This is a genomic window from Prevotella brunnea, from assembly GCF_008016795.1.
In the GTDB taxonomy this organism is placed as follows: Bacteria; Bacteroidota; Bacteroidia; order Bacteroidales; family Bacteroidaceae; genus Prevotella; species Prevotella brunnea.
This window is the reverse complement of record NZ_SDIK01000024.1, coordinates 1-18,904: the sequence shown is the minus strand read 5'-3', so window position 1 is coordinate 18,904 and position 18,904 is coordinate 1. Positions and strand designations below refer to the sequence as shown.

The 18,904-nt window shown below is 40.9% G+C and carries 19 protein-coding genes and 1 pseudogene; 7 read left to right on the top strand and 13 right to left on the bottom strand.

From position 1 onward, the window contains the following. Positions 1-14 precede the first annotated feature (14 nt). The 4 genes from ETF27_RS03930 to ETF27_RS03915 all read right to left on the bottom strand — a co-directional run bounded on the left by ETF27_RS03930 (position 15) and on the right by ETF27_RS03915 (position 6,096). Positions 15-2,204, bottom strand: coding sequence for a peptidase domain-containing ABC transporter (locus ETF27_RS03930; RefSeq protein WP_008449702.1), 2,190 nt, complete (start codon positions 2,202-2,204; stop codon positions 15-17). After that, positions 2,205-4,478 (bottom strand): TonB-dependent receptor, encoded by a 2,274-nt coding sequence (locus ETF27_RS03925; RefSeq protein ID WP_009012961.1) that lies wholly within the window; start codon positions 4,476-4,478, stop codon positions 2,205-2,207. An 8-nt stretch (positions 4,479-4,486) separates the two neighbouring features. After that, positions 4,487-5,764: a radical SAM/SPASM domain-containing protein gene (locus ETF27_RS03920; RefSeq protein ID WP_008449654.1), complete on the bottom strand. Its 1,278-nt coding sequence runs from the start codon at positions 5,762-5,764 to the stop codon at positions 4,487-4,489. A 152-nt stretch (positions 5,765-5,916) separates the two neighbouring features. After that, positions 5,917-6,096 (bottom strand): hypothetical protein, encoded by a 180-nt coding sequence (locus ETF27_RS03915; protein WP_009012962.1) that lies wholly within the window; start codon positions 6,094-6,096, stop codon positions 5,917-5,919. A gap of 206 nt (positions 6,097-6,302) precedes the next feature. On the opposite strand from ETF27_RS03915, the gene ETF27_RS03910 reads away from it, so the two are divergent. Continuing rightward, a complete protein-coding gene (locus ETF27_RS03910) occupies positions 6,303-6,728 on the top strand; it encodes a hypothetical protein (RefSeq protein WP_019036535.1) in 426 nt (141 codons plus the stop codon). 119 nt (positions 6,729-6,847) lie between these two features. Here the strand turns inward: ETF27_RS03910 and ETF27_RS11630 are convergent, their stop codons facing one another. From ETF27_RS11630 to ETF27_RS03880, 7 genes are all read right to left on the bottom strand, one after another. After that, complete coding sequence (locus ETF27_RS11630; RefSeq protein WP_262711914.1) at positions 6,848-6,976, bottom strand: hypothetical protein; 129 nt, start codon at positions 6,974-6,976, stop codon at positions 6,848-6,850. 45 nt (positions 6,977-7,021) lie between these two features. Beyond that, a complete protein-coding gene (locus ETF27_RS03905) occupies positions 7,022-7,474 on the bottom strand; it encodes a hypothetical protein (RefSeq protein WP_230586368.1) in 453 nt (150 codons plus the stop codon). A 77-nt stretch (positions 7,475-7,551) separates the two neighbouring features. Next, positions 7,552-8,274, bottom strand: a complete 723-nt coding sequence (locus tag ETF27_RS03900; RefSeq protein ID WP_008449671.1) for an ABC transporter permease — start codon at positions 8,272-8,274, stop codon at positions 7,552-7,554. A gap of 147 nt (positions 8,275-8,421) precedes the next feature. After that, positions 8,422-9,288, bottom strand: a complete 867-nt coding sequence (locus ETF27_RS03895; RefSeq protein ID WP_232214123.1) for an ABC transporter ATP-binding protein — start codon at positions 9,286-9,288, stop codon at positions 8,422-8,424. After that, complete coding sequence (locus tag ETF27_RS03890; RefSeq protein ID WP_009012966.1) at positions 9,272-10,156, bottom strand: SagB/ThcOx family dehydrogenase; 885 nt, start codon at positions 10,154-10,156, stop codon at positions 9,272-9,274. Before ETF27_RS03890 ends, ETF27_RS03895 begins: the two co-directional genes overlap by 17 nt. 4 nt (positions 10,157-10,160) lie before the next feature. Beyond that, a complete protein-coding gene (locus ETF27_RS03885; RefSeq protein WP_240048121.1) occupies positions 10,161-10,820 on the bottom strand; it encodes a YcaO-like family protein in 660 nt (219 codons plus the stop codon). Beyond that, a complete protein-coding gene (locus ETF27_RS03880; RefSeq protein WP_100067234.1) occupies positions 10,753-11,997 on the bottom strand; it encodes an ISAzo13 family transposase in 1,245 nt (414 codons plus the stop codon). Before ETF27_RS03880 ends, ETF27_RS03885 begins: the two co-directional genes overlap by 68 nt. Before the next feature lie 226 nt (positions 11,998-12,223). Here ETF27_RS03880 and ETF27_RS03875 point away from each other — a divergent pair, with 226 nt between their 5' ends. From ETF27_RS03875 to ETF27_RS11700, 3 genes and pseudogenes are all read left to right on the top strand, one after another. Beyond that, positions 12,224-13,510, top strand: a complete 1,287-nt coding sequence (locus ETF27_RS03875; RefSeq protein ID WP_008449762.1) for an IS1380-like element ISBf12 family transposase — start codon at positions 12,224-12,226, stop codon at positions 13,508-13,510. 12 nt (positions 13,511-13,522) lie between these two features. Next, positions 13,523-13,708, top strand: a pseudogene (locus ETF27_RS11440) (hypothetical protein). Positions 13,709-13,821: 113 nt separating this feature from the next. Then, positions 13,822-14,121 (top strand): response regulator transcription factor, encoded by a 300-nt coding sequence (locus ETF27_RS11700; RefSeq protein WP_009012343.1) that lies wholly within the window; start codon positions 13,822-13,824, stop codon positions 14,119-14,121. Between the two features lie 277 nt (positions 14,122-14,398). Here ETF27_RS11700 and ETF27_RS03860 read toward each other — a convergent pair whose 3' ends face one another. Continuing rightward, complete coding sequence (locus ETF27_RS03860) at positions 14,399-14,689, bottom strand: helix-turn-helix domain-containing protein (RefSeq protein ID WP_008449754.1); 291 nt, start codon at positions 14,687-14,689, stop codon at positions 14,399-14,401. 11 nt (positions 14,690-14,700) lie between these two features. Beyond that, positions 14,701-15,003 carry a helix-turn-helix domain-containing protein gene (locus ETF27_RS03855; protein WP_008449658.1) on the bottom strand — a complete coding sequence of 101 codons (303 nt, stop codon included), beginning with the start codon at positions 15,001-15,003 and terminating at the stop codon, positions 14,701-14,703. 376 nt (positions 15,004-15,379) lie between these two features. On the opposite strand from ETF27_RS03855, the gene ETF27_RS03850 reads away from it, so the two are divergent. The 3 genes from ETF27_RS03850 to ETF27_RS03840 all read left to right on the top strand — a co-directional run bounded on the left by ETF27_RS03850 (position 15,380) and on the right by ETF27_RS03840 (position 18,360). Continuing rightward, positions 15,380-16,744: a VapE domain-containing protein gene (locus tag ETF27_RS03850; RefSeq protein ID WP_009435903.1), complete on the top strand. Its 1,365-nt coding sequence runs from the start codon at positions 15,380-15,382 to the stop codon at positions 16,742-16,744. Between the two features lie 181 nt (positions 16,745-16,925). Next, positions 16,926-17,894 carry a toprim domain-containing protein gene (locus ETF27_RS03845; protein WP_009012342.1) on the top strand — a complete coding sequence of 323 codons (969 nt, stop codon included), beginning with the start codon at positions 16,926-16,928 and terminating at the stop codon, positions 17,892-17,894. A 4-nt stretch (positions 17,895-17,898) separates the two neighbouring features. Further along, the gene (locus ETF27_RS03840; protein ID WP_008449678.1) at positions 17,899-18,360 is read left to right on the top strand and encodes a DUF3408 domain-containing protein; all 462 of its coding nucleotides are present in this window, start codon (positions 17,899-17,901) and stop codon (positions 18,358-18,360) included. The last annotated feature ends 544 nt before the right edge of the window (positions 18,361-18,904 follow it).

The following is an 18,904-nucleotide window of genomic DNA, read 5'->3' as shown; positions in this document are numbered from 1 at the left end:
ATTCCTTTCTGCTGTTAGTTGCCTAATTCTAACTGATTTTTTACGAGGTTATAGTATGCACCCCGCTTTGCTGTGAGTGCTTCGTGGTTGCCAATTTCTACCACCTTGCCTTTATCCAATACCACTATCTGATCAGCATTCTTCACCGTACTTAGGCGGTGTGCCACGATAACCACCGTCTTGCCTTTGTAGAACTCATCAAGATGTTCTACTATCATACGCTCATTGTTGGCATCGAGCGAGTTGGTGGCTTCGTCAAGAAAGATATAGTCGGGATTCTTATACACTGCCCTTGCTATCAGGATACGCTGTTTCTGTCCTTGACTCAAACCAACGCCATCGCGACCGATCTTAGTGTTGTATTTTAAGGGCAGTCCCATTGCATAGTCATGAATACAAGCTATTTCAGCAGCTTTCTGCAATCGCTCCTTGTCAATCTCGCCGTCATCTACGGCAATGTTCCTTGCTATACTCTCGGAGAATATCACACCGTCTTGCATCACCACGCCACATTGCCTGCGCCACCATTTCTTATTAAGTGCGTTTACATCTGTTCCGCCAATAGTTATTTGACCTCCCAATACGGGGTAATAGCCTAACATGAGTTTGATGAGCGTTGTTTTACCGCTGCCCGATGCGCCCACAATGGCTGTTACCTTACCTTTGGGGATAGTGAGACTAACATCATCTATAATAGTTTTCAGTGCGTGAGGGTCGTATTTGAAGTTTACGTTTTCAAGGTCTATGCCTTCGTTTTCTTCTTTCACTGCTGTTTCCAATCCTTGCTTTCCGTTCTCATCATCCATACGGTGGATTTCATTGATACGTTCAAGGCTTATCTTTACATCCTGCACCGAATAGAAGAAACTCATCAACTGCTCGACAGGTGAGTTGAGTTGCCCAATGATATACTGCACGGCAAGCATCATACCCAGCGTGAGTTGTCCATGAATGACGGCTGTTGCTGCGACCACCGTGATGACGATGTTTTTCAGTTCATTGATGAAGATGCTGCCTGCCTCTTGTGTCTGTTGGAGTTTCAACGATTTCATCTGCACTCCAAAGAGGTCTGCCTGCACGTCCTCCCATTCCCAGCGTCTGCGCTGCTCGCAGTCTTGGAGCTTTATCTCCTGCATGGAGGTGATAAACTCGTAGGTCTTGTTGTTGTTGATGGCTTGCTGCTCAAAGAGTTCGTAGTCAAGTACCTTTCTGCGCCTGAGGAAGAGTGCAAGCCAACCGCCATAAAGCAGACTGCCGAGCATGAAGATGGCAAAGACGAGCCAATTATAGGATAGCAGTACGATGCTGAACACCACAAAGGTGAAGAGTGAGAACACGATACTGAGCGTCTGTTGCGTCAGAAACGTGTTCACCCTACTGTGGTCGCCCATACGCTGCATGAGGTCGCCCATCAGTTTGGTATCGAAGAATGACATCGGCAGCTTTAAGAGCTTGATGAAGAAGTCGCTTACCAATGAGATGTTGATGCGCAGCGAGATGTGCAGCAACAGCCAACGGCGAATAAAGTCGATGGCAGTACGGCTCACGGTAAGCATCAGTTGTCCTAAGAGTATCAGCCATATAAAACCGATATTCTGGTTTTTGATGCCCACATCCACGATAGACTGGGTGAGGAAAGGCAGAATAAGCTGTAACAAACTGCCCACGAGCAAACCTAAGACAATCTGCCCGAAGTACTTGCGATATTGCTTGATGTAGCCAAAGAGGAATCTGAACGAGCGTTCCTCTGTTGGCTGTTCCTCCATCTGCTTTTCATAAAATGCTGGTGTGGGTTCCAAGAACATGACTATTCCTTTCTCCTCACCGTCCGATTGAGTGCTGACCCAATGCTTCTTAAATACTTCGAGGTCGTATTTTACATGCCCTTTTGCAGGGTCTGCAATGTAGAATCCGTTCTTTTTAACTTTGTATAGTACAACAAAATGATTTTGGTTCCAATGGAGTAAGCAAGGATAATTTATGTCTTTTATTTGATACAAGCTTGCTTTTCCACATAGCACATCAAAACCTAAGGCTTCTGCCAATTGTTTTAAAGCCTGCATTGAAACACCCTCATTGGTTATAGTACAGGTATTTGATAGAGTTTCAAATGAACACTTTCTACCATAATACTTACAGACCATAGCCATGCAGGCAATCCCACACTGCATGGCGTCATGTTGCCTATAAAAATAAAAGGACATTTATTTTGCTGTGTTGTATTTGGTAAGACCGGAGTCGTTGTCTCTATTATTAATGTTTTTACCCAGATGCCTTCGTGAATTGCCTTTTGACAAAGAATAGACGAAAGTCAGTGCCACAAGATTTTTGAAATTACCCCATCGGGTCTTTTCTACGAAATGGAATGAAGGAGTGTCCGCATAAATCCTGGAAGGATCGGGATTGTAAATGAACATGGCACCCACGGTGATTGCACCTAATTTATAGGTAAGGGATGCGTTCGCATTATACCCAATCTTCTCAAAGACATCACCTTCAACAGTGGTCATCGGTAGATTGTGGTTGGTAATGAACTGCCACTTGCCTGCCACCACCTGACAAGAGATTCCGACATTGTTCAGATTGTGGTTGACACGCTGATTAGGCGTATTGTATTTGGAAGACAGATAGTTATAGTAAGGCTGCAAAGTTAGCCAGGAGAAAGGTCTGCAACTCAGAACAAGCGATGCGCCATACTCGTTGACATGGCGGATGCCCACAATCTGGTTCACGAAGTCCGAACCGTCAGCGGAAACAACTGTCATATTCTTGCTGGGATAGTAGGCATGGCTGACGGAAGGTTTGACAAACCAGATATTATTGGCCGACGCATACTGGAAGCTAAGTTCGGTGCGGTAGAAATGGTAGGGCTTCAGACTGCTGTTGCCTTGTAGATAGAATCGTTCATCCACGACGGTACGACTATCTGTGAGCTGACCGACGTTAGGAACCGCAGATGCTATGGACGACGTCAGGCGTAGCGAACTGTGTTTGTGCAGCTGGTAATTAAGAGAAACAGAAGGCCGCATAAGGATGTAGTTGGCTATTGCCTTCGTCGCAGTTCTATATCGGTTGTTCTCCACACCGATTCCCAGGTTGTAGGACAATGCCCCCCATTGATTGGTGTAGTCGGCGTATAGGTATTCCTTTTGCGTATTCACTGTCGACAAATTGGATGCCCCGTCTGTCTGACGCAGGTTTTTGTATTGATAGTAGGCTCCTATCTGTATATTTCCCTGCCACAGTTTGTCAGTATAAAGTGCTTCTGCTATTAGCGAGTAAGACTTGTTGTCGACGACGTTGGTAAACGTTCCCGTTCCCGAGGTGTTTGTTAGATTATTGTTCGAATTGGATTTGAAATAAGTGTTCACCACATTGACCGACAGACTGTTGCCTTTACGGAAGGTGTGTCCGAAGTAGATGTTGGCCGATATGGATGAAAAGTCACTTTGAAGCCTTCTGTGGTTGGCATCTTCCAATGTACCCGTCCGCAAGAGCTGTTGACTGTATTGCTGGGTAGCCGGAAACTTACGATATTCTAAAGTGATATTGAAAAGGTTGCTGTTTTGGAAACGCTGATAGAATAATTGTCCTATGTGGTAGGTACCAGTGTATTTACCCGACAGACCCTTGTAATCGTTCGTCACATCCGGATAGACATAACGGTTTTCCATGGTGTTCCGGTCAAGATGTCTGTAGTCCAGAAAATATGCCGCAGACACCTTGTTGAGCGAATCGCTATAACTGGTGGAAATCAAGTTGGTACCATATCCTGTGGTGATACTGTTTTTGGTGTCGAGATATAGTGAATAGTGCCTTTTGTTGGTGCGCTTAGTCGCTACATCTAATACAGCACCTATCTTCTCATGCGCAAACCTTGCAGGCGGATTGGAATAGTAGTGCAGGGTCTTTATTTCGTCGGCTTTGAGCAGCATCAGTTCACGTACCGACCTCCTGATTCCATCAATCAGCACCAAGACAATTTTACCATCTGCCGTCAGCAGTTCACCGCTGTTTGTTGAAAGTCTGAATTGCGGCAGGCTACTGATGGCCTCCAAAGCGTTGTTTCCCATCTGTCTGGCACGCCTGTCTAACAGGATGATGTCTGCGTTGCCGAAGCTTCTTAGCCCTTGAGCCGACACAGTGACCTCTGAAAGGTTCTGTATGCTTTCTGTCAGCTTGACCACTCCGACATCGCCACGCTTGCACGTTAGCTGTTGTGGCCGATACCCTAAACAAGAGAATTTCAACAGGAACTGTCCGTCTTCGTCTACATTCAAACTGAAGGTTCCTTTTGAATCCGTCAACGTGTGAGCAATGGCTGCCGTGTCAGATAAGCTGGCCAATACGCAGTCAACGCCGGCTAATGGACAGCCAGACGGATCGGTCACCGTACCGTATATCCTGTTCTGTGCGTTGCTGCTTATCAACGAGACTACAAAGGCAAACCATAACGTTGTGAAAATTCTTGCCACCATAATATAAATTATTTACACATTGAATCAATGTAATTTACCATCGAATCTTCCAAATTGATATCCATTCCATCGAATTTACACGCATTTACATATTCATTATCCCTTGGACACACCCCCATACAAATTGGAAGTTGTTTGCATTGTAAGCACCGTTTATTCTCAAAGGATTTCACCTCATATTTTCTGATAAAATCCATGTTCCAAGAAATAGAACCATCGTTTTGAATAATGCCATGAGTTTTGTTCTCATACAAATCATTGCATGCCGTACATTTTATAACATCACCATTAAAATTAATGGCATTATAATACTTACGACTAGCGTAACATGGAACGAAGTTTGTGATAACGTCCAGACGTATTGTGTTATAACCAGATTGTTCAAATAAATTAAGAAGTTCTCCGATGTCTTTATATCTATCTTTCCTTACCTTTTCTTGCCATACTTTTTTGGGGGTAATCGTTATTCTTCCCCGATTAGCCATTGTAATGTGATGGTTGATTTGATCTACTATTTCATAATTTAGATTCTCGTCAGTATAGTTAATTCTCAATAGAATATTAACAGCCTTTGTATTGCTGAGCAATTGGTTGATGTTGTTTAGAACATGATCGAATGCAGAATCACAACCTTTCTGATATTTTACTTTATCATGGTTCTGTTTGGGTCCATCTAATGTAATATGAAACCGCGTCATGCCAAGTTTTTGAATTAATGGAATGTTTTTGGGGAAAATGAAGTAACCATTTGATGTAGCTGTTGTTGAATATTTTACACCTTTTTTCTCACATTCTTTTTGTGCGAATTCACATATTGGCTTTATAATTTGTTTTAAGTACATTAACGGTTCACCACCAAACCATTCGATTTGAAGTGATTCTATATTCTGTACATCAATCATATATTTGATGTGTGTCATCACATTCTCCATTGTACTCTTCGACATTCTTGAAGGTATATGATTTTGTATGCAATACCAACATTTAAAGTTGCAATCCAAGGTTGGTAGAATGATTAACAGATAGTTCTTCTTGTTTACTGAATCACAATATCTTTTCCTAATTATTGAAAGCTCATCAGTATTATCCGGCACAATGAAACCACTTGCTGATAGCTTGTCTTTTAGAACTTTAGGGATGAACTCAATTCTTTCTTTGTCTGTGAGTAGCCTCTCTATTTTTAACCCTAAATCCTTGGGAAGCTTAAAATAAGTGTGTTCAAGCCCATTGTACCAATAAGATTGGTTATTTTGGTATATTATATAGTTATAATTACTTGCTTTCATATATTACAATACTTAATTAACATCCCGTAAAAAAATAAAAGAGCCATATCAAGTATGGTAATGAACGATATGGCTCTTAAAGTGTTGAAGTTTCATTATCATCTACCACGAAATACCTTCAGGTACACGTTGAAATGATGTAGAACTGTTCATTAAGCATGTTGTACCCCCGGTTGAGATTGATCTGTCACAATAATAACATCACATCCGCATCCGGCAACATTGTTAGAACATCCTGTCTGAGAGGCTGCCATTTCAGAAGCTCCACCCTTGACTTCAAGCGACTCCATTAAGGATAATTCCTCAACTGAAAAAAGTTTTTGGTTTTTCATTTAATGTAACATTTAATCGCCTTCTTACTGCTTCAGGCATTGCATTCTTTTGTCGTCAAAATTAGAAAAATATATAGTTGAGTTCAAATAATTTCGATGTTTTCTTGCAGGTTTCCTTGCAAAATCATACTTTTGTATGATAATATATAATCTTTCATGTAACATTATATAGTCAAAAAACGTGAACACGTAAAAAACTCCATAGAATGACGATTTTCGATATTTTAAAAGGGTTAAAAGAGGCAGACGACAACACACAGAGTATCCGGAGTCAAGCCACCAGTGATTATTCTCCTTATATAAAAAGTGCCCAAGCTACTGATAGGCTTGGATATGGAAAAATAGTTCTGATTGATTTCTGTCAATATACTTTTCTATATATATCACCATCTATTTTTTCAACTCTACAACAAAAAAGATTTAGAGATAACGGAGGAAGAATTGATAATATACTTGATGAAAGGCAGTTAAGCTATTTGAGCAATATTCTTAAATCGTATTTCGCGTTACAAAAAAACTATGCCCGTATAGAGTCCTCTGTCTTGCATTTTGACTTTTCAATAAATACCTCTTTATGTAAGCAAATGATACATGCCTCGTTGACCCCTTGTTTAGTAATGATAAAAAAATAACTTGGTATTTTTTTCTCTCTCTCCATGAAACCATATAGTTCCATTTCTGGAGTTTTTCATCAATTGAATACACTGCTCAAGACCGATGCCTCGGCTCCGAAAATGTACCAAGTTATTTTTTAATCATTACTTAATATATTCTCTGGAGTTCCGACAGAAGAATTACGGTTCATACCGGTTGCATGCGTACTTGTAGTGATAGTTGCAATGGCAAAGAAAGTAACAAACAAAACGATAAACTTTTTCATATTTTTTCTTTTTAACGAGTTGATAAATTAAAGATATATGTCAATTCACAGGATGATAGAAGGTAAAAGGTGAGGTGATAATAGAGCAATCACCACAAATACCCAGCCTACGAACTGCAAATACCATATATTGCTATACATATATTTTTGAATAATAAATGAACGGTTAGCCTCTATTTCTTTGTAAGTTAATTTGTTACCTACTTTGAGTTGTAATTTTAACCATTTCATGTATTTGTAATAGCAAAATAATTTTGTGTAATCCGAGAAGAATGGATTCGTTTCGAAAATCAGTTGAGTGGCGAATGCCATATAAACCGGATAAGGGACTTTGAACATACTTCCGTAAATCATTAGCATAACGAATAAGAACCATGTCATAGCATTGCCGCTTATCAGGAATAAAAAATTCTTTTTATTAGACACTTGTGCGTTGATGACAGAAACATAAATATGAGGCAGAGGTTTCCAAGTGCCCCCTATTTTGTCTATTTTCATATTTACGGCCTTTGCTGTCAATACATGAGCCAGTTCGTGGAGCATCATCAGGATAATGAAAGTAATTATAAATGTGATCATTGTTTACTCCTTTTTACTTGAAATCTTTTGAAACAAAAATAGAAAGCTATCATGAAAGCCGCGGCCCACAAAGCCAAATACAATGTATAGGTATAATCACCTCTGAGAACTTTCAACACGGGCGTAATCGGGGAGAATTCCACAATGCCTTCGAATACGGGATTTATTTCTGTCATCGGATAAAATGTGTCACTTAAAAATATCAGTCCAAAATAGATGATGTTGATTAATCCTTTTTCGCTTTCAGCTTTCATGTTGGTGAAAGAGAGCAGTAAGCCCAAGAAAGAAAACTCTATTAATCCCAATATTGATCCTGACAGTATGGAAAGGTATTGCGGCACGTTTAATGTCACGCCAAATATGGCTCTACCTAATATAAACAGTATTACAAAAGAAAACAGGATGTAAATCATCCGGCTGAATACCAAACTGATAATATGAGTAATGATGTTGTAAGGCATTACTTTTATGAACTTCATGACTCCTGATGTGTAATACTGTTTGATAACCCCGCCAATAGCGAATAATCCGTCACTGGCTATGGTCATAGCGCAAATTCCCGTCAGCAAGAATACACAATATTCTTTGTTGTTGATTCCCCATATACTGGAAAATATAAGGAAAATAAATGCCGGAAATATCACCGTAAAAAATACGGCTTGCTTGATTCTCATGGAAGAAAGCAATTGATAATAGATTGAAGCTATGAGTACTTTCATCTTTCTGATTTTGTTAAGTAATGATTAAAAAATAACTTGGTACATTTTCGGAGCCGAGGCATCGGTCTTGAGCAGTGTATTCAATTGATGAAAAACTCCAGAAATGGAACTATATGGTTTCATGGAGAGAGAGAAAAAAATACCAAGTTATTTTTTTATCATTACTAAAATTTGATATATATCCTCTAACTCAACAGGCATAAGTGAAAAATTGTAGGTTCGGGTCTGAACCTTTTGTAATGTTTTGGTATCTTCTCTCTTCAAGTATATTTTGAGGAATTTATCATCTGGGATGACCAATACATTTTCATCATTTTCAAAAGGATCAGTGCCGGACAGTTCTTTAGAGATGACAATCTTTTGCTGATATGCCGACTCATTTATCAATTCCTGCGGGCTCAATGCTTTCGAGATAATTTTCCCTTCGTAGATAAAATAGATTTTGGTTGCATATTTTCCGGCTTCTTCCCAAAGATGTGTCGTGAACAGGACACCCCGGTTTTTGCTTTTGAAAATATTCCTCCAGATAACCTCCCTTATCATCGGATCGAGATCGGCGGTCGGTTCATCCAGAATCAACAATGACGGGTTATGTAATACGGACAAAAAAATGGCAACCCTTTTTCTTTCCCCTTTTGAAAGTTGATAAAAGAACCTATTCTTTATCTTATCTAATTCAAGGAAATCGTAGATGTCTCGTGGCAATTCCGATATGTTATAGATTCTTCGAGTGAATCCGATTATTTCTTTGACTTTTAACATGGGGAAAATAACCGGATTATCCCAAAGCACACCAATATTCTGTTTGTTCTGGTCGAAGTTGCCTTTTCCGAAAAATGCGAAATTGCCGGATGAACATTTCATCATATTACACAACAACTCAATGAATGTTGTCTTTCCGGAACCGTTCTGTCCTAATAGAGCTACAATTTCTCCAGGATTAACTTCCAGCGATACATTGCGCAGGATGGAAGTACCCTGAATCGAAAAAGAAATATTATTTGCTTGTAACATTGTCATCTTGAACCTCCTTGTTTTTTCCAATTACAATCACATTTTGCACAGTTTCAAAGGTTCCGTCAGCAGAGAGGATCTGGTTGATGTTGTCATCAACGTAGCTTCCCAGAACGCAAGAGCCAAGTTCGAGAAATTCGGCGAGTAACGAGATGTTCTGAGTTAAAAATCCAACTTCCTGAAGTATAAATCGGTAGCCTCTGTCGCCATATTTGATAAGTACTCTCTCAAAGAAGGACGTGATGAAGAACACGCAACTACAATGTTGCAAATCCACGAAAGGTTCTGCTACGAGATTTTCTCTTAAATATTCCATATAATCTTCTTCTTTGATGAATTCGAGAACTGACTTATTGGGGCTATAATGGTAAATTCCTTTAGGCAATACACTTGTATTCAAATATACGTATAATTCAAGTGGATATAAGGCACCTGCAGATGGAACCGTTCTGAATCGTAACGTAGCTTCTGATTCTTTATTAAAGTCTTCTCCGCTAATTCCATAGCTATAATGGCAGAGTAGCGCCAGCTCGTTGAGCGAAATGGAGTAAGGAGAATAGGCTCTTCCGGAACGGCGCTTAGCAAGGATATTGAATAGATTGGTTTTTTCACTACCAGGCATCTCTTTGAGATAAGGTTTCAAATCATACTCTTTGCTGGTGGGAAACACTTTATACGGTTGGCACGAGCGTTGGTGGACGTATTTATTGGAGAAACTTTGGATACTTTCAACTTGTTTGCGAATCAGAAACTTATCAAATTTCACATTCTCGTTAAAAATCAAAGCCAACGATTCACCAAAATTTTTAGCTCCATATAGTCCTGAATCTAAGCTTGCTATTAATGCTTTTGATTTTATTGTTTTCATATTATTAAGGGAATGGATGTGGATATACATTTAATTCTTCAAAAGGATAGCATTTGTAGCCTAGTTCCTGCGGTATCGTATATAGTCTTTTTCCGCCCAGGAAATAAAAGGAATACGCACCACCCATTTGTATTAATTGAGGAACGATAACCCTCAGACAATAGAAGCCTGCCTGATTTACATCAGGAGTCGTGATGTCTTTTACTAATACATTGTAACCTTTGGACTTCAGTACGCTGGTAATGTGCCGGATGTTCTCTTTGGTTGAGCGTGCAGACTCTTCAAGAAAATCAATCTTTCTGGTCGGCTTTGTTTCCGTCCAGATTTTGAAGACCTCGCACAGTTCTGGTTTTTTTATATATAGTATAGAATGGTCTTCGAAATCCAGTAATGTATGAAAGTTTTCAGAAGGCTGCCAATTCTTTTTCTCTCCTAACAAATATCTGAAATAGCTGACGCTTTGCCCCATTTCGAGAATAACTTTCTTCAATGCTTCGCCATAGGTGTCTCTTGTCGCAGTGCCTACGGCTACAAATTTACCATATTCGGCTTCATCGAAACAGATACCATAAACTGTCGGAATACCTAAGTAACGTTTAAAAAATAACTTGGTATTTTTTGTCTCTCCATGAAACCTTGTAGTTCCATTTCGGTAGCTCTTCATCAAAGGTAATATGCCGTTGACAGACATCATCATAATTGCTATCCACACAACGAGAAGTGTCGTACTTCTTTCTGTTGATGTTGGTGAAGACACAAAGGCCGGATTTCGTTCTGGCCTCTGCGGCAAGTTCGCATGCCTGCTCAACGCTCTCGAAGGAAATACCACTCCATACTCTGGTGATTTGAGAGAAAAGCCTGTGTTCAATGGGGTTCCACTTCGACGTGTACGGGGGATAGTGCGCCACTATTATGTCAATATGGAGGTCTTCGGAAAGTTTGATCAGCTCTTGCTTGAAAAGCCTGCTGGAACTGCTGTTGGAACCTCCACCGTCACAGAGCAACATGATGGCAGTTGCATGTGGATAGATGTCTTGGAGCACACGATACCAGTAGTACTTGAAGTTGTCGCAGAAGAACCCGGCTGTGTCATGGCTTATTCCGAAGCTCATGTATCCAGTATTCTTTTGAACATCGTAGATGCCATAGGGAATGATTTTGCCGCTTGCAAAGGAGGGGAAGTCATGGTCCCTGCATCGCGGCGACCTGTCGCAGTATACCTGTCCGCCTCTTCTGAATGGGCCGACCAACTCTTTCTTCTTCGTGTCTATACTGAAGACGGGTATGTGATTTTCTTCACACATGCTTCTCATTGCGGAGATTTTCTCGAACTGTTCGTTTCTTTTATTGCACTCTGCCATCGAGGTACACTTCTTCGGAGTGCGTTTCTTGAATCCCTCTTTGGATATGATTTGTTTGAGGGTGTGATAGCTTATGCTTATTCCGTAATCCACCTCCATCTTGTCTCTTATGATGCCAGGCGAATAGAAAAGCATGCGTACGCTCTCATCTTGCGGCAAGCCGCCTATGGCATCTTCCGTAATCTCCCGGAAGATGTCGATATACTCGGGATGAACACTGAGAATACTCTTTCTGCCTCCACCTTTCTTCCTTATGTGTCCGGCAGCAATTGTGTCCCCGCTCTCAAGCTCGTGAATACCTCTATACACTGTATTTCTGGTGACATGATATGTTTTGCAGACCAGACTCACGCCGTGCGTTCCAAGTTCCATCGCCTTGTGGGCACAGAACAACCTGCGTTGGCGTTCGTCCAGATTGGCGACTTCTGGGAAACTCCCTGATTTGTCGCACTCGCTATGTCTTCTCTTGTATGCTTCCACCTGCGCCCTGCGCAAGGGCAAAGATACAAAAAATAAACGACAACAAAGAATTAAACAACAACGTATATCATTACGTATCAGTTAATTAAACCTTAATTCCGCAACACTATTATAAATTAAACTTTTTAAGTACCTGAGCAACAAAAAGTTGCTCAGGATTTTGCCATGTCAGAATTTTCACTTATCTTAGTGTTGCAAAAAAAAACAAGAGAATCCAACGATAGACATGGCGAAGATACAAATTAAATCTGAGAGACTCACTCCTTTTGGGGGATTATTTTCAATCATGGAGCAATTTGACTCCACATTATCATCTGTCATCGACTCAACCCTCGGTCTAAGGTGTAGATCGTTCGGTTATCAGTACAGCGAAATCATCCGTTCTCTCATGAGTATCTACTTCTGTGGCGGTTCATGTATTGAGGATGTCACTACTCATTTGATGAACCACCTCTCACTTCATCCGACACTTCGCACTTGTAGCTCTGATACTATCCTCAGGGCGATAAAGGAGTTGACGCAAGAAAACATTTCATACACATCAGATATGGGCAAGACCTACGATTTCAATACGGCTGACACTCTCAATACTTTATTGCTCAATTGTATATTTGCATCTGGCCAACTGAAAGAGGGTGAGATGTATGATGTTGATTTCGACCATCAGTTCATAGAGACAGAGAAGTATGATGCAAAGCCTACATACAAGAAGTTCCTTGGTTATCGCCCTGGCGTGGCGGTTATTGGCGATTTGATAGTCGGTATAGAGAATAGCGATGGTAACACAAATGTTCGTTTCCATCAGAAGGACACGCTGAAGAGGTTCTTTGAGAGATTTGAACAGAATGGGCTCATTATCAATCGCTTCAGAGCTGATTGTGGATCATGTTCCGAGGAAATCGTGGAGGAAATAGAAAAACACTGCAAGTCCTTCTATATCCGTGCTAACCGCTGCAGTTCGATCTACAATGACACCTTTGCTCTCAAAGGCTGGAAAACTGAAGAAATCAATGGCATTGAGTTTGAATTGAACTCTATCCTTGTTGAGAAGTGGAAAGGTAAGGCATATCGACTTGTGATTCAAAGACAGAAACGGATGGATGGTGTGCAGGATTTTTGGGAAGGAGAATACACATACCGTTGTATCCTGACTAACGACTATGATTCTTCCGTAAGAGAAATTGTCGAGTTCTATAACCCTCGTGGAGAAAAGGAACGTATCTTCGATGATATGAACAATGGTTTCGGGTGGGACAGATTGCCCAAATCCTTCATGGCAGAGAACACAGTGTTCCTTCTTCTTACAGCACTTATCCGTAACTTTTACAAGGCCATTATTCAAAGACTTGACGTAAAGAAGTTCGGACTCAATGTAACAAGTCGCATAAAAGCGTTTGTCTTCAGGTTTATCTCTGTACCAGCCAAGTGGATCAAGACATCAAGGCGGTATGTGCTGAATATCTATACCTGTAATTATGCTTACGCAGATGTTTTCCAGACTGATTTTGGATAGTGCCTACAACTTATGGGAATGATATTGTGTATTGCCTCAAGTCACATTGTGGGGTAAGGGGATATTGTAGGCAGAAGTGGGTGCTTCAAGTTCAAATTATCTGCAAATTCAGTAATGAGAGGACGTGTAAACGCAATAAGAACCTTCAAGGGCTTAGTTGCGGATTTGAGGTTAAATAAAATATATGAGAACTGCTAATATCGAATTGAATACATTGTTCAATGCCGATGTCTTTGGCCTGAAAATGTACCAAGTTATTTTTTAATCATTACTTAATTGACAGTAACAAACATATTACACTAGGAATTTGTATGTTAACGTATTCAACAAGAAAACAAATAGGGAACGCCTTGGTTAAGTTATCTGGGGTTGACTATCATTTTGAATTGAGAAACGATAAATGGGTGCAAACCAATAATTCACATTTAACTAATATGGAAAAAGTTATTATTGGGCAAAGTGCAAATGGTAAAAGCATAGCGAACATCGCAGAGTATCTCTCTGTTTCGATAACTACAATCAAGACTCACAGAACAAACATATTCAAAAAACTTGGAGTTAGCAATATTACTGAGGCCATACAATATGTAGAGGATTATAATCTAATTTGAGTACTATCTCCAAAATATCGTATCAGGCAAAAGTTGATATCGAAAAGTGGTTTTGTTGGATTTTCTACTGAAGATATACGGATTGAAATGTCTAGTAATTACAAGTAACTATTTGATTATTAATATTGTTTTATGTCCTTTGTCGCTGAATAGCTACTTGCAATATACCTGTTACCGAGACCTCTGCAAAACTATTTTTAGAAGAAAAACTATGATTGATTATCAGTAAGTTATATTCACTTTATTCTTCTTTTTACGGACTTTTGCAGAGGTTTCGTTACCTCTTATAATTCTCCTCCAACATTTTTTCCAAATCCGACTCCTTATAAAGTATCTTCCCTGCAAACTGTGTGTAAGGAATAATCCTCCTGTCCCGATAGTCCTGCAAGGTGCGAGGGCTGATATACAGCCTCTCGCATACTTCCTTACCTGTAAGGAAGTGCTCATCGCCAAATAGCGGCTTGTGTGTCTGTGCCACTTCCTTAATTCTCTTGCTTACTCCGCTGATAGCTGACAGCACCACCTGCATATCGTCCGCCTCTATATTCAAATCTCTTACCTGTTCCATAATCTTCGTGTCTATTTGTTGATTTTAGTTTTTCCCGTTTCAGCTTTCTCCGTTTTTGTTTGGAGCAACTGTTCCACGTCCTCACGCTTGTAGTAGCACTTATGCCCGATTTGGGCAAAGGGCAACACACCCGTATCACGGTAGTGCTGCAAGGTGCGCTTGCTGATATTAAGCAGCCTGCACACATCACCGTTGTGCAGCCAATCGGTGTGCCTGCTTCGTTCCCCGAATGCCTTGTGGCAGGTCTCGGCAAGGCTGAGAATCTCGTTCCTCAGCTTTGCCCAGTTTGAATCCGTAATGATAAAATATCCCATAGTTTTATTATTGTTTTGTTTGTATTTCTGTCTTATTGGTTTAATAAAACCTTTGTCCGTCTTGCGTTTCACCGCATATTTCTGCCTGCAAAAGTAGAGAGTGTTTGCCATACTTCAAAGCACGAGGGAACAGTAGGGAAATAGAGGGAAAAACATGGAAATGGCAAAAGGATTGTCGCTCTCTTTCTTTGTCTCTTTACTCCATTTTATCATATCCTTTTAGCCGACGCAATACGATGCGTATTGTAGCAAATTAGCACCTGCCTTTCTTGCATCCTTTACACACTTGTCCTCTTGTTTTGGGCTTAAATCCATACTTTCCAACAGTTTCTTGTCAAAAATCTGTGAGAAATTCATAGCCAATGTACGCAACATTATGCAAGCACTCTCCGAATGCTTGGCACTTTCTTGTTCTCTTCATAACTTCACTCTTGGAAACCAAACCAAGCATATAATGAAGAAGAATGCAGATAAAGGTAAATCGGAGGGAGGAAACAATATGTCCAAGCAAAAGAAGACTTCCTCAAAAAACGGTGAGATAGAAACCTATCTGTCCTCTCGCTATGAGTTCAGATACAACACTGTATTGGGAAGAACCGAATACCGAAGCAAGAACGATGCTCATTTCTCAAAAGTGGGTCGCTATGAAATCAACACGCTCCGCAGGGAGATAGACAACGACATCGGGATTATCACATCTTCTGATAATCTCTATTCCATCATCGAGAGCAGTTTCTCTCCACGCATCAACCCCATACAGGAGTATTTCAAAAAGTTGTCTGCAACGGATATAGGCAGCAGTAACCCTGATTGTGGAAATAAAGTTTCCCTTTCACTGAAAGCCATTCCCGACTTGGCAAGTTGCGTTGTCGTGCGCAACTCCGACAAATGGCTGCCGTACCTCACCAAGTGGCTCGTGGCAGTGGTTGCCAACGCAATGGACGACCGTGAGTGCCGTAACCATACCTGCCTCGTACTCACAGGCGAGCAGGGCAAGTTCAAGACCACGTTCCTTGACCTGCTCTGTCCCCCAGCACTGCACGGTTACAGTTACACAGGAAAAATATATCCGCAGGAAAAGGACACACTCACTTATATCGGTCAGAACCTTATCGTAAACATAGACGACCAGCTAAAAGCCCTCAATAAGCGGGATGAGAACGAGCTGAAAAACCTCATCACCTGTCCGATGGTCAAGTACCGTATGCCGTATGACAAGTACGTGGAGGAGCATCCCCACTTGGCAAGCTTTGTGGCATCAGTGAACGGCAATGACTTTCTTACAGACCCGACAGGCAGCAGAAGGTTCCTGCCCTTTGAAGTACTTTCCATAGACATAGAGAAAGCCAAGCGTATTTCAATGGACAATGTCTATGCTGAAGCCAAAGCCCTGCTAAAGTCAGGTTTCCGCTATTGGTTTGATGATGAAGAGATTGCCGAACTATACAGGGAGAGTGAGGACTTTCAGGTACAGACCGCTGAGATGGAACTCTTGCTGCGTTGCTTCGAGAAACCAGCGGAGGACGAAAACTATTCGTTAATGACCACTACGGAGATACTCACCTATTTGGGTATTTATACCCACCAGCCACTTGTTGCCAAACGTATGGGCGAAGCCTTGAAGAAAGCAGAATATATAAAGGTGAGCAAACGAAGAAACGGTGGTAGCCCCATCTATGTCTACAAGATTAGGAAAATCTTGCCCTGCCCGCTCCTTCAAACTTGTAGTAGTCAAATGTAGTAGAATGTGTAGTATTGTCTTATACTACAAAGTAATACTGATTATCAATCACTTATCACAAAATAATATGTAGTAAGAAGAAAGATGAAAAAGTTTGGAGGGGAAAAACTTTGGAAACGGTAAAACCATAAAACAGACAAGCATAAATAATTATCATTCAACCCATTAAAGTATCAAAACAATGAAAAAAGAAGATTTATCACTAATCAAACGATATTCCATCGTGGAATATCTCGAAAGGAAAGGCATTAGGCCTGTCCGTAAAACATCTACCTATGTCATGTATCGCTCACCACTCAGGGAGGAAACTCATCCGAGTTTCAAGGTGGACACGGAAAAGAACCTTTGGATAGACTATGCCGAAGGCAGGGGCGGAAGTATCATCGACCTTTGTATACGCTTGGAAGGCTGCACGCTCTCGGAAGCCATCTGCCGTTTGGGGCAGAACGCTTTAGAGCATACAGCGTACTGCTCCTGTTCTTCAAAGAGAGAAACATCTATCAGTCCAAATCAAAGAAAGGATATAACAGCAAGCGGAACAAGGAGACTGACAAGCATCTCAGACACCTTGCCGCCGCACCTGCAGGAGTATCTCAAAAAGGAACGCTGTATTGATTTAGAAAAGGCAACACCCTTTCTCAAATGTATCAGCTACGAGGTAAGGGAAAGAAGATATGAAGCCATCGGCTTTGCCAATTCTTCAGGTGGTTATGAACTACGGGACAATCATTTGTTTAAGGGAACGATTGCCCCGAAAGACATCACCCCTATATTTGAGGACAAGGCACAACCTGTCTGTCTGTTCGAGGGCTTTATGGATTTTCTTTCTTTCCTTTCAATGAAAGAGGAAGTAACCAACCAATGCCTTGTGATGAATTCCGTGAGTAATGTTGTAAGAAGTATTCACTACCTGAATAAAAGAAATATAACCTCTGTTCGTGCTTTTCTTGATAATGACGATGCAGGTCGAAAAGCTGTGCAGGAATTTGTAAACACAGGTTTTAAGGTAGAAGATATGGCAGTGTATTATAGAGACTTCAAAGACCTCAACGAGTTTCATGTCAGTCGTGTCCGTGAGCAACAGAAAAAGTTGGAGAAAACTCCCAATACAAGCAACAAAAGAAAACAAGTCAAACTTAAAATAAGATAGAGGTATGGAAAAGAAAACAGTCAGCAAAGAGGAAATGGAAAATACCATCAGGAAATCTTTCAGTATGAGCCAAGCTGAAAGTTCAAGTGAACAAACCGTCGCTGAATTTCGAGCAAAGGGAATGAAAAATATTCAAGAGCAAAAACAACAAGGAACAGAACATGTCATAAAGTATGTTACGCCAGCCGAGCCTGCACAGCATACAGAGCATGCAACCGTTCAAAAACGCATCAGTGCCAAGATGAGAAAAGAGACACTCGACGCATACAAGCAGGCGTTCCTCGTTCCGACAAAGCTAAGTGAGAGAAAGGCGGTTTACCTGAGCAGGGAGACGCAGGAACGTGCCGACTTCATCGTTCGCAGGTTGGGTGACAGGGGTAGCAATCTTTCAAGTTTCGTGGAGAACATCGTGCGCATCCATTTGGGGGAATACGGTGAGGATGTAGAGAAATGGAGAAAACTGTGAACCGCAAGAAAATGGTCGAGGGGTTTCAGAAAAAGGAACACCTCTTTCACTCAAAACCCTCGACACTTTTCAGAGAGTAAGGCAACGAACTTTTGCTAAAAACACTGAATGGTGGGAACGCTACGAACGCAGTTAGATACTGAATGCACGGCATTCGCTTTTAATAACCAAAACGCTTTATGCGTAAACGTTTCGTTAGCTGACATTGCAAGACGTCAGTTTGTACCCACAAACTGCTCTTGCTCCCCTCGTTCGATTGTCGGGGAGATAAGACCGTAATCACTCCGTTCTCATCGGTCAGTATTCAGGAATTAAGAAACAATGAATCATCTACAATGATTAACTTTCTAAGAAACTTATATGAAAATATTACTGTCCGCTAAACATCCCACATTTTTTATGAATTAGGGCTGACACTTCTCACGAGGTATCAGCCCTTTTTGTTATCTTTGCTTTTGTTTCCAAACTCAGATAACATGGGCAAAAGTACACATTTCTTCGGACAGCCGGTATATGGTCAGCTGATAAAATCTCTCGACCATGT